Here is a 14,601-nt window from a genome sequence, read left to right on the forward strand (position 1 = left end):
ACGACGGGAAAACGGCGCGCGATCGATCGCCGCGGTCGCGTTGCGCGCGCTGATTTGTCATGATTTATTTCAGCTAGAACACCCGTTTTCTACAGAGTATGATTCTTTTCCTGCGAAGCGGCGACAGGGGATGCGGTCTTGCCGCCTCCGCTCGCACCGGGGCGTCGCAGCACCCTCAAGACGGGTAGTGAACAACAAATCAAGGGACTAGAGGTGGCGGACTCATGCAAGCGACTACTGCCTTCACGCACCGCGGCTATCTGTTGAATTGCGCGCCCGCGCGCGCCAGCGACGGTTCGTTCAAACCCTACGTCGTGATCTCCCGATCGAGCGACGGGGAACTCGTCGCGAACCGCTTTTTTCCGACCGAGCTCCAGTTCAACGACGAAGGCGACGCGATCGCGCACGCGCGCGACTGGGCCGTGCGCTGGATCGACGCGAGCAGCATCACGATCTGACGCCGTCGCGCGGTGGCGGCATCGGCCGTCCGGCCGATCCCCCGTCGTGCCGCTGCCGGACGAAAACGCGGTAATCTTGCGGAACCCGTCACTTTATTTGCGGCCGTGCGATCGAACGCGGCCGCCCGCATTGGCATATGTCGACATCACCCGCCCGTCAGTGGGGCCTCGAAGAAATCGTTGCCGGCTTGCGCGAATCGCGCGAGGAACTTCATCGCACGCGTCATCCGCGCGGCATCCGCGAGCTGCCGTCGCGCGACGCGATCTGCAAGATCGTCACCGGCCTGCGCGCGTCGATGTTCCCGACGCATTACGGCGCGCCGGACCTGACCGACGAAAGCGTCGACTACTACGTCGGCCACACGCTCGAAAGCACGCTGCGGATCCTGTCCGAACAGATTCGCCGCGCGTTGCCGTTCCTGCCCGAGCATGCGGATACGCCGTTCGCCGAGCTCGACGAACGCGCGTTCGAGATCGCGCGCGAGTTCGGCCGGCAGTTGCCGGCCGTTCGCGCGCTGCTGGTCAGCGACATCCAGGCCGCATATGCGGGCGATCCGGCCGCGCAGCACATCACCGAGATCTTGCTGTGCTACCCCGGCGTGCTCGCGATGATGCACCATCGGCTCGCGCATGCACTGCACCGGCTCGGCGTGCCGCTGCTCGCGCGTTTCATCAATGAAATCGCGCACTCGGCCACCGGCATCGACATTCACCCGGGCGCGCAGATCGGCCCGAGCTTCTTCATCGACCACGGCACCGGTGTCGTGATCGGCGAAACCGCGATCATCGGCGAGCGCGTGCGCGTGTACCAGGCCGTCACGCTCGGTGCGAAGAGCTTCCCGTCCGACGGCGACGGCGCGCTGGTCAAGGGCAACGCGCGGCACCCGATCGTCGAGGACGACGTGGTCATCTACGCGGGCGCGACGATCCTCGGCCGCGTGACGATTGGGCGCGGTTCGGTGATCGGCGGCAACGTGTGGCTCACGCACAGCGTGCCGCCCGGCACGAGCGTCGCGCAGGGCAAGATCCGCGAAGGCGGCAGCGCCGAGAAGCCGTAAGGCGTCGCGCGAACGGCGCGACCGTCGTTCGCGCAGCGCGGGTGAAAGCATGCGTCGATGCCCGCGCATCCATGTGCGACGGCGCACACGGATGCCGTGCAACATGCGTTGGTCAGTGCTTGCCGGCTGGCGAGCGATGCTTGTACAGCACGTCCTGGTCGACCCGGATCAGGTTCTGCCCCGCGTCGACGACGAAATCCACGCCGTTGTACGCGCTGCCGGTCAGCAACAGGATCGCGCCTGCGACGTCGTCGGGCCCGGCAATGCGCGCGAGCGGCGTCGATGCGCGGCTCGCGTGTTCGAAGTCGGCCTGCGTCTGGTCGTCGCTCGGCAGCATCAGCCCGGGGAACACCGCGTTCACGCGCAGCACCGGCGACGACGACAGCGCGAGCATCTGCGTGAGGTTGCCGAGCGCGGCCTTCGCGACCGTGTAGCTGAAATGGTCGCGGTGGAAGTTTTCCTTGATCTTCTGGTCGACCACGTTGACGACGACACCCTGCGTGCCGGCCGCGCGTGCCCGTTCGTAGAATGCGCGCGTGAGCAGGATCGGCGCGCGGCAGTTGACGGCCCATGCCTGGTCGAACGCCGCGAGATCGAAGCTCGGGAAATGGTCCTGCCAGAACACCGACGCGTTGTTGACCAGCACGTCGAGGCGGCCGAACCGCGCATACACCTGGTCGATCAGCGCGGTGATCTGCCCGGCATCAGACAGGTCGGCCTGCAACGCGACCGAATCGTGCCCGCGTTCGGCGATCGCGCGGGCCGCCGCCTGCGCGGCATCGGCGGAGCGGTCGTAATGGACGGCGGTGCGATATCCGTGCGCGGCGAAATACTCGGCGAACGCGCGCCCGGCCCGGCGCGCGGCGCCGGTCACGAGCACGACCGGCGCGTTAGCCGCTTGCTTCGTGGACTGCATTACGTATTCGTCAGGTTGACTGAAGAAGGATTCGCGACGATCGACAGGAATTCGCGTCGCGTCGACGGATCGGTGCGGAACGTGCCGAGCATGCGCGACGTGACCATCTCGACGCCCGGCTTGTGCACGCCGCGCGTCGAGATGCACTGATGCGCGGCTTCGAGAATCACGCCGACGCCCTTCGGCTGCAGCACGTCGAACAGCGTGTCGGCGATCTGCACCGTCATCTTTTCCTGGATCTGCAGGCGCTTCGCGAACGCGTCGACGAGGCGCGCGAGCTTCGAGATGCCGACGACGCGATGATTCGGCAGATACGCGACGTGCGCGCGACCGATGATCGGCACCATGTGATGCTCGCAATAGCTCTCGAAGCGGATGTCCTTCAGCACGATCATTTCATCGTAGCCGTCGACTTCGCTGAACGTGCGCGCGAGGATGTCGCGCGGCTCCAGCGCATAGCCGGCGAAGAACTCTTCATATGCGCGCACGACGCGCGCGGGCGTGTCGAGCAGCCCTTCGCGGGCCGGATCGTCGCCGGCCCAGCGCAGCAGCACGCGAACGGCCTCCTCGGCTTCTTCCCGGCTCGGCCGGGATGCGGCCGGCTCGGGCCGCGCGGATTTTTTACCCATCTGGTCGCTCCATCGAATGCGGCCGCCAGCGGCGGCGCGAATATCCGGGCATTGTTTCATGCTTTCGCGCGTCGTGCGTGCGGCCTGCCGCACACCGCGCGTCACTTCGGCCATTCGTCCTGCTCGTCGTTGAACAGCGACGCGACGACGCCGCGCAGCCACGCGGTGCGCGGATCGTTGTGGAACTTGCGATGCCAGTGCTGCTTCAGGTCGAAGCGCGGCAGCGGCAACGGCGGCTCGACCGGCACGATGAACGCATGCTCGGCCGCATACGCATAGCCGATCGCGTGCGGCACGGTCGCGATCAGGTCGGTGCGGCTCAGGATGAACGGCAGGCTCATGAAGTGCGGCGTCTCGAGCACCGCACGGCGCTGCATGCGTTGCTTCGCGAGGTATTTCTCGAGCACTTCCTGGCTGCGGCCCTCGGCGCGCACCACCGCATGTCCGCACGCGAGGAACTGCTCGGCCGTGAACGGGCGTGCCTGTTCGAGCGGATGGCCGCGCCGCATCAGGCAGACGAAGCGGTGCGTGAACAGACGCTGCTGGAAGAAGTTGTTGCCGTCGAGATCGGGGAAGTAGCCGACCGCGAGATCGATCGACCCGGCTTCGAGGCCGCGGCCGACTTCATCGTGCGAGAGCGAGACCGAGCGCAGGTTCGCATGCGGCGCGTGCGTCGCGAATGCCTGCAGCAGCTTCGGCAGGAACACGATCTCGCCGACGTCCGACAGCGCGATCGAAAACGTGTGCGTGCTCGCCGCCGGATCGAAGTCGTGCGGCGCGACTAGGCCGCGCTCGATCTGCGCGAGCGCGTCGCGCGCGGCCGGCAGCAGCGCGAGCGCGCGCGGCGTCGGCTCCATTCCGCGCGACGTGCGCACGAACAACGGATCGCCGAAATACTCGCGCAGGCGGCCGAGCGCGGTGCTCACGCGCGGCTGGCTCACGCCGAGCAGGTCGCCGGCGCGGCTGACGTTGCGCGTGTCGTCGAGCGCGACGAGGTAGGGAATCAGGTTCAGGTCGAGCGCTTCCATGGCCGGGCCAGTATCTCCAAAACGTATACAACATATCTCCTGAATCGCGTTGCCGCATAGTCGGGAAAGCGCTCAAATGTGTTCCATTACTCGAACCAATGTTCAGGAGACGAACAATGCGCACTCAGGTCGCCATCATCGGCGCCGGTCCGTCCGGCCTTTTGCTTTCCCATCTGCTGCGCCTGCAAGGCGTCGATTCCATCCTCGTCGAAGCGCGTTCGCGCGAATACTGCGAGAACCGCATTCGCGCCGGCGTGCTCGAGCAGGGCACCGTCGACACGCTGAACGAAGCCGGCCTCGGCGAGCGGATGCGCCGCGAAGGGCTCGAACATCACGGCATCGAGCTGCTGTTCTCCGGCCAGCGGCATCGCATCGATCTGAGCGCGCTCACCGGCGGGCGCGCGATCACCGTCTATAGCCAGCATGAAGTCGTGCGCGACCTGATCGCGGCCGGCGTCGAGCACGGTCACGCGATGCACTTCGAAGTGAGCGATGTCGCGCTGCACGATATCGAAAGCGAGCACCCGTTCGTCACGTTCAAGCACGCGGACGGCCGCGCCGATCGCATCGATTGCGACTACATCGCCGGCTGCGACGGCTTCCACGGCATCGCGCGGCAGACGATTCCCGCCGAGCGCCTGAACACGTTCGAGCGCGTCTACCCGTTCGCATGGCTTGGCATCCTCGCCGATGCGGCGCCGTCGCTGGACGAGCTCGTCTACGCGCATCACGACAACGGCTTCGCGCTGTTCTCGATGCGCTCGCCGACGGTCACGCGCCTCTACCTGCAGTGCAAGCCCGACGAAGACCTGGCCGAATGGTCCGACGCGCGGATCTGGGACGAACTGCACACGCGCTTTTCGAACGACACGGGCTGGACGCCGACCGAGGGCCGGATCACGCAGAAGAGCGTGACGCCGATGCGCAGCTTCGTGTCGGAGACGATGCAGCACGGCCGGCTGTTCCTCGCGGGCGACGCCGCGCACATCGTGCCGCCGACCGGCGCGAAGGGCATGAACCTCGCGGTGGCCGACGTCCGCGCGCTGTCACGCGCGCTCGGCGCGCGCTATCGCCACGGCGACGCGACGCCGCTCGAGCGCTACTCGGCGACCTGTCTCGAACGCGTGTGGCGCGCCGAGCATTTCTCGTACTTCATGACGAACATGCTGCATTCGTCGCCGGAGGACTCGCCGTTCGTCAATCGCCTGAAGTTTGCCGAGCTCAAGTACGTGACCCGCTCGCGGGCCGCCGCGCAGTCGCTCGCCGAAAACTACGTCGGGCTGCCGTTCGACGACCAGACGCCCCCCGAAGGATCCCGCCTTGACAACGCGCTGTGCGCGACTCTATGATCGGCCATCGTTCGCTAATCGAATCAAGGTTCGAATAGCGAACAAATGCCGAAGGTCGACGACGGCCTTCGACGCGGCACGCGACACGCGCGTGCCCCCTCGACAGGCCGCGCATCGTGCCGCGGGTTCGTATCAGGAAGAGACATGGTCAACAAGATTTTCGAATCGCTTCAATCGGCGGTCGCGGACGTCCACGACGGCGCGACCATCATGATCGGCGGTTTCGGCACGGCGGGCATGCCGTCCGAGCTGATCGACGCGCTGATCGAGCAGGGCGCGCGCGGCCTGACGATCGTCAACAACAACGCGGGCAACGGCGAGACGGGTCTTGCGGCGCTGCTCAAGGCGAAGCGGGTGCGCAAGATCATCTGCTCGTTCCCGCGCCAGAGCGACTCGCAGGTGTTCGACGCGCTGTACCGCGCGGGCGAGATCGAACTGGAGCTCGTCCCGCAGGGCAACCTCGCGGAGCGGATCCGCGCGGCGGGCGCCGGCATCGGCGGCTTCTTCACGCCGACCGGCTTCGGCACGAAGCTCGCGGAAGGCAAGGAGACGCGCGTGATCGACGGCAAGTCATACGTTTTCGAGACGCCGATCCACGCCGATTTCGCGCTGGTGAAGGCGTACAAGGGCGATCGCTGGGGCAATCTCGTGTATCGGAAGACCGCGCGCAACTTCGGGCCGATCATGGCCAGCGCCGCGAAGGTCGCGATCGTGCAGGTGTCGGAAGTCGTGCCGCTCGGTGGGCTGAACCCGGAACACATCGTGACGCCGGGCATTTTCGTGCAGCGCGTCGTCGAGGTGCCGCAGGCCGCGCATGCGGCCGAGCTGGCCGCCGAACGTGCATCGCAAGCCGCCTGACCGCCCGAACTTTGTCCGAGACCGGAGACCCGAAATGAAACGACTGACCCGCGATGAGATGGCCAAGCGCGTCGCGCAAGACATCCCCGAAGGCGCGTACGTGAACCTCGGCATCGGCGTGCCGACGCTGGTGGCGAACCACCTCGACCCGAGCAAGGAAATCTTCCTGCACAGCGAGAACGGCCTGCTCGGCATGGGCCCGGCGCCCGCGCCCGGCGAGGAAGACGACGAGCTGATCAACGCCGGCAAGCAGCACGTGACGCTGCTCACCGGCGGCGCGTATTTCCACCACTCGGATTCGTTCGCGATGATGCGCGGCGGCCACCTCGACTACTGCGTGCTCGGCGCGTTCCAGGTGTCGGCGAACGGCGATCTCGCGAACTGGCATACGGGCGCGCCCGACGCGATTCCGGCCGTCGGCGGCGCGATGGACCTCGCGATCGGCGCGAAGCAGGTATTCGTGATGATGGAGCACCTGACGAAGCAGGGCGAGAGCAAGATCGTCGCGCAGTGCTCGTATCCGGTCACCGGCGTGCAGTGCGTGAGCCGTATCTACACCGATCTCGCGGTGCTCGACGTGACGGCGGACGGCCTCGCGGTGAGCGAGATCTTCACCGACCTGTCGTTCGACGAACTACAGAAGCTGACCGGCGTGCCGCTGATCGACGCGACGCGCAAGGCAGCGGCCTGAACGGCAAGCGAGCCGGCGGGCGCGATGGAGCGCACGCCGGCGCGCTTGGGTAGACAATAGGCGCACGCCGTTTCCCCAATCTGATGCCATGCTCGAAGACAGCGCTCGCCTGACCTCCCTCATCTGCGGCACCGAGCCGCTCAACCGGATCTGGTCGCCGCGCGCGACGATCCAGCGGATGCTCGACGTCGAAGCCGCGCTCGCGCGTGCGCTTGCCGCGCGGCAGGTGATTCCCGCCGCCGCGGTCGCGCCGATCGAACGCGCGTGCGACGCCGCCCGCCTCGACGCCGATGCGCTCGCGCGCGGCGCGGCGCTCGGCGGCAATCTCGCGATTCCGCTCGTCAAGCAGCTCACCGCCCAGGTGAAGGCCGACGATCCCGAGGCCGCGAAGTTCGTGCACTGGGGCGCGACGAGCCAGGACATCATCGATACCGCGACCGTGCTGCAGCTGCGCGACACGCTCGACGTGCTCGAGCCGCTGCTCGATGAAGCGTGCACGTCGCTCGCGGCGCTCGCGCGCACGCATCGCGCGACGCCGATGATCGGCCGCACGTGGCTGCAGCAGGCGCTGCCGATCACCCTCGGCCTGAAATTCGCGCAGTGGCTCGATGCGCTGCTGCGCCATCGCGCGCGCTTCGCCGAGTTGCGCGAGCGCGCGCTGGTGCTGCAGTTTGGCGGCGCCGCCGGCACGCTGGCGAGCCTGCGCGAGCAGGCGGCCGGCGTGAGCGCGGCGCTCGCGGCCGACCTGAAGCTCGCGTTGCCGGCCGTGCCGTGGCATACGCAGCGCGACCGCATCGCGGAAGCCGCGTCGTGCTTCGGCATGCTGACGGGCACGCTCGGCAAGATCGCGCGCGACGTGTCGCTGCAGATGCAGACCGAAGTCGGCGAGCTCGGCGAACCGGCGGCCGCCGGGAAGGGCGGCTCGTCGACGATGCCGCACAAGCGCAACCCCGTCGGCTGCGCGGCCGTGCTGACCGCCGCGGTGCGCGCGCCGAACCTCGTCGCGACCGTGTTTGCCGGGATGGTCCAGGAGCATGAGCGCGCGCTCGGCGGCTGGCAGGCCGAATGGGATGCGCTGCCCGACCTCGCGCGCCTGACCGGCGGCGCGCTCGCGCAGATCGCGCAGATCGTCGCGGGCCTCGACGTGAACACCGAGCGCCTCGCCGCGAACCTCGACCTGACGCACGGGCTGATCCTCGGGGAAGCCGTGATGCTCGCGCTCGGCGACCGGATCGGACGCCTCGATGCGCATCATGTCGTCGAGCAGGCGTCGAAGGAAGCCGTGCGCACCGGCGCGACGCTGTTCGACGTGCTCGCCGCCGATGCGACCGTATCCGCCCACCTGTCGCGCGACGCGCTCGCGCGGCTGCTCGATCCCGCACATTATGTCGGCGAGGCGCAGGCCTACGTCGACGCCGTGCTCGCGCTGCACGCGGGCACGACACAACCAGGAGAACACTGATGCCTTTCGCCACTGTCAACGGCGTGAAACTGCATTACCGGATCGACCGTGCCGCGCGCGACGATGCGCCGTGGCTCGTCTTCTCGAACTCGCTCGGCGCCGACCTGCAGATGTGGGCGCCGCAGATTCGCCCGCTCGCGCAGCATTTCAACATCCTGCGCTACGACACGCGCGGCCACGGCCATTCCGAAGCGCCGGCCGGCTCGTACACGATCGACCAGCTCGCGGGCGACGTGATCGGCCTGCTCGATCACGTCGGCATCGATCGCGCGTATTTCTGCGGGATTTCGATGGGCGGCCTGACCGGTGCCGCGCTTGCCGCGCGCTACCCGTCGCGCATCGTGCGCGCCGTGCTGTCGAACACCGCCGCGAAGATCGGCTCGCCGGAAGTATGGGCGCCGCGTGCGCAGAAGGCGCGTGCGGAAGGGATGGCCGCGCTGGCAGACGCCGTGCTGCCGCGCTGGTTCACCGACGCATTCGTCGATCGCGAGCCGCGTTTGTTCGATGCGATCCGCGACACCTTCGTGCATACCGACAAGGACGGTTACGCGGCGAACTGCGACGCGCTGAACGCGGCCGACCTGCGCGAGGAAGTGAAGGGCATCGCGCTGCCGGTGCTCGTCGTGACCGGTGAGAAGGACATGTCGACGCCGCCCGACCAGGGCCGTGCGCTGGCCGCCGCGATTCCCGGCGCGCGTCACGTCGAATTCGACGCCGCGCACATTTCGAACATCGAGTGCACCGACGGTTTCAACCGCGCGCTGCTCGACTTCCTGACCGCATGAGGCACCGACGATGGACGACCAGCAACGTTACGAAGCGGGGATGAAGGTGCGTCGCGCGGTGCTCGGCGACGCGCACGTCGACCGTTCGATCCAGAACCGCACCGAAGTGACCGACGAATTCCAGAACCTGATCACGCGCTATGCATGGGGCGAGATCTGGACGCGCGACGGCCTGCCGCGCCACACGCGCAGCCTGCTGACCATCGCGATGATGGTCGCGCTGAACCGCGGCGAGGAACTCGCGCTGCATCTGCGCGCTGCGCGCAACAACGGCGTGACGCGCGACGAGATCAAGGAAGTGCTGCTGCAGACCGCGATCTACTGCGGCGTGCCGGCTGCGAACTCCGCATTCCATCTCGCGGACAAGATCTTCAAGGAACAGGACGCGGCCGCCTAGGTGCGGCTGAACAACACGGCCGGCTTGCGCCGGACGTGACCCGATCGCGACGCCTGCCGCTGCCGGCGGGTGTCGGGAACGCATGACGCGCCGGCGGCGAATCGGCGCGCAAACAAGGAAAAGGCGCGGCCATCGGGCCGCGTTGTTTACATAGGAGACTCGCGATGAATCGCGCACCCGTGGTCGATGTCCAGACCTTCATCAACGAGCAGCCGTTCGGCGGCTTCCAGTGGCTCGTATTCCTGATGTGTTTCGTAATCGTGCTGCTCGACGGCTTCGATACGGCCGCGATCGGCTTCATCGCGCCGTCGCTGCTCGGCGAATGGAACCTCACCAAACCCGATCTCGCACCCGTGCTGAGCGCCGCGCTGTTCGGCCTTGCGTGCGGCGCGCTCGTGTCGGGCCCGCTGTCCGATCGCCTCGGGCGCCGTTCGCTGCTGCTCGGCTCGGTGTTCCTGTTCGGCATCGCATGTTTCGTTTCCGCATTCTCGACGACCATCGGGCATCTGACGGTGCTGCGCTTCGTCACCGGCGTCGGCCTCGGCGCGGCGATGCCGAACGCGGTCACGATGATGGGCGAGTTCTGCCCGGACAAGCGCCGCGCGACCGTAATCAACCTGATGTTCTGCGGCTTCCCGCTGGGCGCGGCGTTCGGCGGTTTTCTGGCCGCGTGGATGATCCCGCATTTCGGCTGGCGCAGCGTGCTGATGCTCGGCGGTGTGACGCCGCTGCTGCTCGGCGTGCTGTTGCTGCTGAAGATGCCGGAATCGGTGCGTTTCATGGTCGCGCAAGGCCAGAGCGTCGACCGGATCCGCGCGACGCTGTCGCGGATCTCGCGCGATGCGCTGAACGCCGGCTCGTTCGCGATGACCGAATCCGCGCCGCACACGGGCAGCAAGGGGATCGGCGTCGTGCTGTCGCGCTCGTACGTCGTCGGCTCCGTGATGCTGTGGCTCGCGTACTTCATGGGCCTCGTGATCTTCTACGCGTCGATCAACTGGATGCCGATCCTGCTGAAGGACGCGGGCCTCACGCCGAAGAGCGCGACGCTGATTTCCGCGCTGTTCCCGCTCGGCGGCGTCGGCGCGGTGCTGTGCGGCGTGCTGATGGACCGCTTCAACGCGAACCGCGTGATCGCCGTGTGCTATGCGCTGACCGCGATCAGCGTGTATGCGATCGGCCAGGCGGCCGGTAACGTCGGGTTGCTCGTGCTGATCGTGTTCATCGCGGGCGTGCTGATGAACACCGCGCAATCGTCGATGCCGGCGCTTGCCGCCGCGTTCTATCCGACCGAAGGGCGCGGCACGGGCGTGGCGTGGATGCTCGGTGTCGGCCGCTTCGGCGGGATCGCCGGGTCGTTCCTCGTTGCCGAACTGACGCGCCGGCACTTCTCGTTCGCGGGCGTGTTCGCGACGATCGCCGTCGCGGGCCTGCTTGCGTGCGTTGCGTTGCTGATCAAGCAGATGGCGCGGCCGCACGGCGTTGCGCAACCGGGCGGCAAGATCGAGTCGCTCGGGCATTGAGCGGATCGGGCCGGGGCGATGCGCCGGCCTTCTGCGTGTTGCGAACGGTCGTGAGCCGGGCGATACGCAACAGCTGACCGGGCCGCGTCAGCGGCCCATTCACTTTACGGCCATCGCGCCGCTACTCCTCCGCGTCGTGTTCCTTGACGAAGTTGCGCAGATACGCGCGCAGCGCCGCCTCCTGAGCGCGGTGATCGGCAAGGTTCGCGGCGCCGAGCGCCTCCTCGTCGCCGAACAGCGTGGGCGGCGCGCAGTACGTGCCCACTTCGACGTTTTCCCGCAGCACGCGGATGTCGTGCGTGAGCGGGCGGTACTCGGCTATCCAGTGCATGCCCTCGATGTGCTCGCCGGCTTTCAGCATTGGCTTCATCGGCAATCTCCAAGCAGAGCAGCGGCGCGGTCGGCGAAGCGGCTGCACGCGCCCGTACCAAAAGGGTACGCCTGCATGGCGCGAAGCTCAACGGGTGCACTTGTGAGCGCTCACTGCGGGAGCAGATGCACGACGAGCGGGTACAGCGACAGGATCAGCAGCACGGCCATCGTCACGTTGAAGATGCGCAGCGCGCGACGGTTCGACAGGAAGCGGCGCAGGCCCTGGCCGCACGCGGCCCACAGGCTGATGCACGGAAAGCCGATCAGGATGAAGACGACGGCCATCCACGCGGCATTCATCCCGTAGTCGGCGGACAGACGGATGGTCGTCGCGGCGGTCAGCACCATCATCCATGCCTTCGGGTTGACCCACTGGAACGCGGCGGCTTCGAGGAACGTCATCGGCCGCGGCTTGGCGCCTTGCGCCTTCACTTCACCCGACGTGCCGATGCGCCATGCGAGGTACAGCAGATACGCGACGCTCGCGGCTTCGAGGATCGTATACAGGACCGGCACGCGCCGGAACGCCTCGCCGAGACCGAAGCCGACGCACAGCATCAGGACCGCGACGCCGATGCTGATGCCGAACAGATGCGGCATCGTGCGGCGAAAACCGAAATTGACGCCGGAAGCGAGCAGCATCGTGTTGTTCGGGCCGGGCGTGATCGACGTGACGAGCGCGAACAGCATGCCGGCGGGCAATGCGCTGAGGGTGAGGAAGTCCATCGCGGATTCTCCATTCGTGTGCGAGACTGGGATGGAGCCAGTGTAGCGACGGTTTTCTATACAGTACCGGTACAGTTTGCTGGGTGGGTGCCGGTACGGGGAGGGGCAGATCGGGGAGCAAGCGTGAACAAGACTCGTCGTCGGTACTCGGAAAAGATGTTCGCGGTCTCAATATGTTGTCTTTGAATAATTGGCCGCCTTCTGCACATTAAGGGTGTAATCTACCTCGCTATACGGAAATGATCATAGAAAATTTGCCAATATCGGATTTTTCATGCATGTTTGACCGAACTCGCCCTGTTGTTGTTTTCGTATTGGAGGCGCTTACCTGCCCGTTTAACGTTTGAAGTTCGTCCGCGCAAACTTACGGAGAAATCGATGCTCCGGCACGTTGAGCCGGATGTAGCATGCAATTGTCCTTGCGGCGATCTGGTCGCGCGACGTCCCGCAACATCTCCGCGGCAACGTCGCGTTCGGCTCGGCCATTTGCCCCGGCTTGCACGTTGCCCACCAGACTGTGCAACGATTCGTTATAACCGTCCTCGCCTCGCCTCGCCTCGCATCGGCTTGCTTTTCCTTGATTTCGGGAACGGCCTGCTAGTGATCGCCTTTTCTGATTGCCCGCAACTTCCATTCCATGAATAAAACCATTATTTGTTTACTTTAAATAATATTTCATTATGCTTTCTATGAATTTCATTTATTTTCCGTTTGAGGATTTTTAACGGATCATAAAATTTTGGCGCTGAATTTGGACTCGAATGTTTGTTGACAGACGTTGGCAGGTTGACTAGATTAGCCCCATGAACGCACTTTTCGTTACGACTACCGCGACCACTACCACGACCGCCAACGGCGGGCCGGGGGGAGGTTGCACGTCGTAAGTCAGTGCCTCAAACCATCCCTAAGCCCCGCCGGAAACGGACGGGGCTTTTTTTGTGCTCCGTCGACCGGTATCAAGTCAACGGAGAACATGATGGACGATTTCGATCACCGAGTGCTCGGCAACAAACTCGATCTGTTTCATCAGCAGGATGAAAGCCCGGGCGCTGTCTTCTGGCATCCGCGCGGCATGGTTCTTTATCGGGTTGTCGAGGAATATATCCGAGTCCGGATGCGTCAGGCGGGCTTTTCCGAAGTGCGGACGCCTCAGATCGTCTCGCGCGATCTTTGGGAACAGAGCGGTCATTGGGAGAAATTCGGGCGAAACATGTTTTCACTCGAGAGTGACAACAATCCGTACTGTCTCAAACCGATGAGTTGTCCGTGCCATGTGCAGGTTTTCAAAAAAGGCAGTCGGTCGTATCGCGATCTTCCAATCCGATATTCCGAATTTGGGGCGGTCCACCGGGCCGAACCGTCCGGGGCGTTGCATGGCCTTATGCGTGCCCGTGCGTTCACGCAGGACGACGCTCACGTGCTTTGCATGCAGGATCAGGTCGAGGTTGAAGTCGCACGATTCTGTGTGTTGCTGAAGACGATCTACGCAGACTTCGGATTTGGCGAATTCGATGTGGCTTTGTCGACGAGGCCGGCGGTCCGTGCGGGTGACGATGCGGTCTGGGATCGCTCGGAAGCGATGCTGGCATCCGCTGCGCGCGCGGCAGGTCTCGATTTCGCGATCCAGGCGGGAGAAGGGGCATTCTATGGTCCCAAGCTCGAATTTCATCTGCTCGACCGCCAAGGACGAAAGTGGCAGTGCGGAACGATCCAGCTCGATTTCGTATTGCCGGAACGGCTCGGTGCGTCATATGTCGCAGAGGACGGTGCGAAGGCAACGCCCGTCATGTTGCACCACGCGATCCTGGGAAGCCTTGAACGGTTCATCGGTATTCTTCTCGAACACTACGAGGGATGGTTGCCGACCTGGCTGGCACCGGACCAGATCGTCGTTGCGAACATTGGGAAAGATGACCGCGAATTTGCCGACAACGCGGCGTTCGCTTTCGAAGACATCGGCTGTCGGGTGCTGAGGGATTTCCGCGCCGAGCGCCTGCCGCGCAAGATCTTCGATGCAAGGGAACTGGCCGCGCCGATCGTCGCAATTGCAGGACGCAAGGAGGCGCTGGCCGGAGAGGTGTCGTTACGAATGAGGGACGGGGAGCAGCACGTTCTGACGATCAACGATGCTCTCGCGTACGTCAAGCAGCATGCGCGCGTCCCGTCAGCGACGCGGGTGTTCTGATTCGACGACGGCGCCGTTTCCTGCTATCGCAGGCGGATTGAGGGCGCCTTGAGAACTCATCGAATCGATTTTCAAACATAAATTCGTCAGTAATTCTAAAAATTATGAGAGAAGCCAGAGAACGCGTCATTCTATGGGCCGAAGGATGTCGTGAGTCCACATCG

At 65.3% G+C, this 14,601-nt stretch carries 15 protein-coding genes; 10 read left to right on the forward strand and 5 right to left on the reverse strand.

Annotated features, from left to right (window positions below):
• The first annotated feature begins 224 nt into the window (after positions 1–224).
• On the forward strand, positions 225–458 hold the full coding sequence (locus WS51_RS00215) for a hypothetical protein (RefSeq protein ID WP_011659947.1): 234 nt from the start codon (positions 225–227) through the stop codon (positions 456–458).
• Between the two features lie 137 nt (positions 459–595).
• Positions 596–1,516, forward strand: a complete 921-nt coding sequence (gene epsC, locus WS51_RS00220; RefSeq protein WP_059447457.1) for a serine O-acetyltransferase EpsC — start codon at positions 596–598, stop codon at positions 1,514–1,516.
• A gap of 112 nt (positions 1,517–1,628) precedes the next feature.
• On the opposite strand, the gene WS51_RS00225 is transcribed toward epsC, so the two are convergent.
• From WS51_RS00225 to WS51_RS00235, 3 genes are all read right to left on the reverse strand, one after another.
• Entirely contained in the window at positions 1,629–2,432 is an 804-nt protein-coding gene (locus WS51_RS00225; RefSeq protein ID WP_059542353.1) for an SDR family oxidoreductase, read from the reverse strand.
• Entirely contained in the window at positions 2,432–3,061 is a 630-nt protein-coding gene (folE, locus tag WS51_RS00230; RefSeq protein ID WP_059447632.1) for a GTP cyclohydrolase I FolE, read from the reverse strand. Before folE ends, WS51_RS00225 begins: the two co-directional genes overlap by 1 nt.
• A gap of 101 nt (positions 3,062–3,162) precedes the next feature.
• The gene (locus WS51_RS00235) at positions 3,163–4,089 is read right to left on the reverse strand and encodes a LysR family transcriptional regulator (protein ID WP_059507987.1); all 927 of its coding nucleotides are present in this window, start codon (positions 4,087–4,089) and stop codon (positions 3,163–3,165) included.
• A 116-nt stretch (positions 4,090–4,205) separates the two neighbouring features.
• Between WS51_RS00235 and pobA the strand changes: the two genes are divergently transcribed.
• The 7 genes from pobA (at position 4,206) to WS51_RS00270 (ending at position 11,154) form a co-directional block, all read left to right on the forward strand.
• Positions 4,206–5,438, forward strand: a complete 1,233-nt coding sequence (pobA, locus tag WS51_RS00240) for a 4-hydroxybenzoate 3-monooxygenase (protein ID WP_059447460.1) — start codon at positions 4,206–4,208, stop codon at positions 5,436–5,438.
• A 144-nt stretch (positions 5,439–5,582) separates the two neighbouring features.
• Positions 5,583–6,296 (forward strand): 3-oxoacid CoA-transferase subunit A, encoded by a 714-nt coding sequence (locus WS51_RS00245; protein ID WP_014900666.1) that lies wholly within the window; start codon positions 5,583–5,585, stop codon positions 6,294–6,296.
• 34 nt (positions 6,297–6,330) lie between these two features.
• The gene (locus tag WS51_RS00250; RefSeq protein ID WP_012365076.1) at positions 6,331–6,987 is read left to right on the forward strand and encodes a CoA transferase subunit B; all 657 of its coding nucleotides are present in this window, start codon (positions 6,331–6,333) and stop codon (positions 6,985–6,987) included.
• Positions 6,988–7,075: 88 nt separating this feature from the next.
• Complete coding sequence (locus WS51_RS00255; protein WP_059791487.1) at positions 7,076–8,449, forward strand: 3-carboxy-cis,cis-muconate cycloisomerase; 1,374 nt, start codon at positions 7,076–7,078, stop codon at positions 8,447–8,449.
• On the forward strand, positions 8,449–9,234 hold the full coding sequence (gene pcaD / locus WS51_RS00260) for a 3-oxoadipate enol-lactonase (RefSeq protein ID WP_059507990.1): 786 nt from the start codon (positions 8,449–8,451) through the stop codon (positions 9,232–9,234). Before WS51_RS00255 ends, pcaD begins: the two co-directional genes overlap by 1 nt.
• Positions 9,235–9,244: 10 nt before the next feature.
• Positions 9,245–9,631: a 4-carboxymuconolactone decarboxylase gene (gene pcaC, locus WS51_RS00265; protein ID WP_059447463.1), complete on the forward strand. Its 387-nt coding sequence runs from the start codon at positions 9,245–9,247 to the stop codon at positions 9,629–9,631.
• A 164-nt stretch (positions 9,632–9,795) separates the two neighbouring features.
• Positions 9,796–11,154: an MFS transporter gene (locus tag WS51_RS00270; protein WP_059507991.1), complete on the forward strand. Its 1,359-nt coding sequence runs from the start codon at positions 9,796–9,798 to the stop codon at positions 11,152–11,154.
• A gap of 121 nt (positions 11,155–11,275) precedes the next feature.
• Here WS51_RS00270 and WS51_RS00275 read toward each other — a convergent pair whose 3' ends face one another.
• The gene (locus WS51_RS00275; protein ID WP_059507992.1) at positions 11,276–11,524 is read right to left on the reverse strand and encodes a hypothetical protein; all 249 of its coding nucleotides are present in this window, start codon (positions 11,522–11,524) and stop codon (positions 11,276–11,278) included.
• A gap of 110 nt (positions 11,525–11,634) precedes the next feature.
• Entirely contained in the window at positions 11,635–12,252 is a 618-nt protein-coding gene (locus WS51_RS00280; RefSeq protein WP_059800572.1) for a LysE family translocator, read from the reverse strand.
• A 976-nt stretch (positions 12,253–13,228) separates the two neighbouring features.
• On the opposite strand from WS51_RS00280, the gene thrS reads away from it, so the two are divergent.
• Positions 13,229–14,437, forward strand: coding sequence for a threonine--tRNA ligase (thrS, locus tag WS51_RS30405; protein WP_081053821.1), 1,209 nt, complete (start codon positions 13,229–13,231; stop codon positions 14,435–14,437).
• The last annotated feature ends 164 nt before the right edge of the window (positions 14,438–14,601 follow it).

It is taken from the genome of Burkholderia territorii (genome assembly GCF_001718335.1).
Taxonomy (GTDB): Bacteria; Pseudomonadota; Gammaproteobacteria; order Burkholderiales; family Burkholderiaceae; genus Burkholderia; species Burkholderia territorii.

Coding starts and splice junctions, on each gene's coding strand:
- WS51_RS00215 (WP_011659947.1), top strand. CDS start 225: ATGCAAGCGACTACTGCCTTCACGCACCGCGGCTATCTGTTGAATTGC.
- epsC (WP_059447457.1), top strand. CDS start 596: ATGTCGACATCACCCGCCCGTCAGTGGGGCCTCGAAGAAATCGTTGCC.
- WS51_RS00225 (WP_059542353.1), bottom strand. CDS start 2,432: ATGCAGTCCACGAAGCAAGCGGCTAACGCGCCGGTCGTGCTCGTGACC.
- folE (WP_059447632.1), bottom strand. CDS start 3,061: ATGGGTAAAAAATCCGCGCGGCCCGAGCCGGCCGCATCCCGGCCGAGC.
- WS51_RS00235 (WP_059507987.1), bottom strand. CDS start 4,089: ATGGAAGCGCTCGACCTGAACCTGATTCCCTACCTCGTCGCGCTCGAC.
- pobA (WP_059447460.1), top strand. CDS start 4,206: ATGCGCACTCAGGTCGCCATCATCGGCGCCGGTCCGTCCGGCCTTTTG.
- WS51_RS00245 (WP_014900666.1), top strand. CDS start 5,583: ATGGTCAACAAGATTTTCGAATCGCTTCAATCGGCGGTCGCGGACGTC.
- WS51_RS00250 (WP_012365076.1), top strand. CDS start 6,331: ATGAAACGACTGACCCGCGATGAGATGGCCAAGCGCGTCGCGCAAGAC.
- WS51_RS00255 (WP_059791487.1), top strand. CDS start 7,076: ATGCTCGAAGACAGCGCTCGCCTGACCTCCCTCATCTGCGGCACCGAG.
- pcaD (WP_059507990.1), top strand. CDS start 8,449: ATGCCTTTCGCCACTGTCAACGGCGTGAAACTGCATTACCGGATCGAC.
- pcaC (WP_059447463.1), top strand. CDS start 9,245: ATGGACGACCAGCAACGTTACGAAGCGGGGATGAAGGTGCGTCGCGCG.
- WS51_RS00270 (WP_059507991.1), top strand. CDS start 9,796: ATGAATCGCGCACCCGTGGTCGATGTCCAGACCTTCATCAACGAGCAG.
- WS51_RS00275 (WP_059507992.1), bottom strand. CDS start 11,524: ATGAAGCCAATGCTGAAAGCCGGCGAGCACATCGAGGGCATGCACTGG.
- WS51_RS00280 (WP_059800572.1), bottom strand. CDS start 12,252: ATGGACTTCCTCACCCTCAGCGCATTGCCCGCCGGCATGCTGTTCGCG.
- thrS (WP_081053821.1), top strand. CDS start 13,229: ATGGACGATTTCGATCACCGAGTGCTCGGCAACAAACTCGATCTGTTT.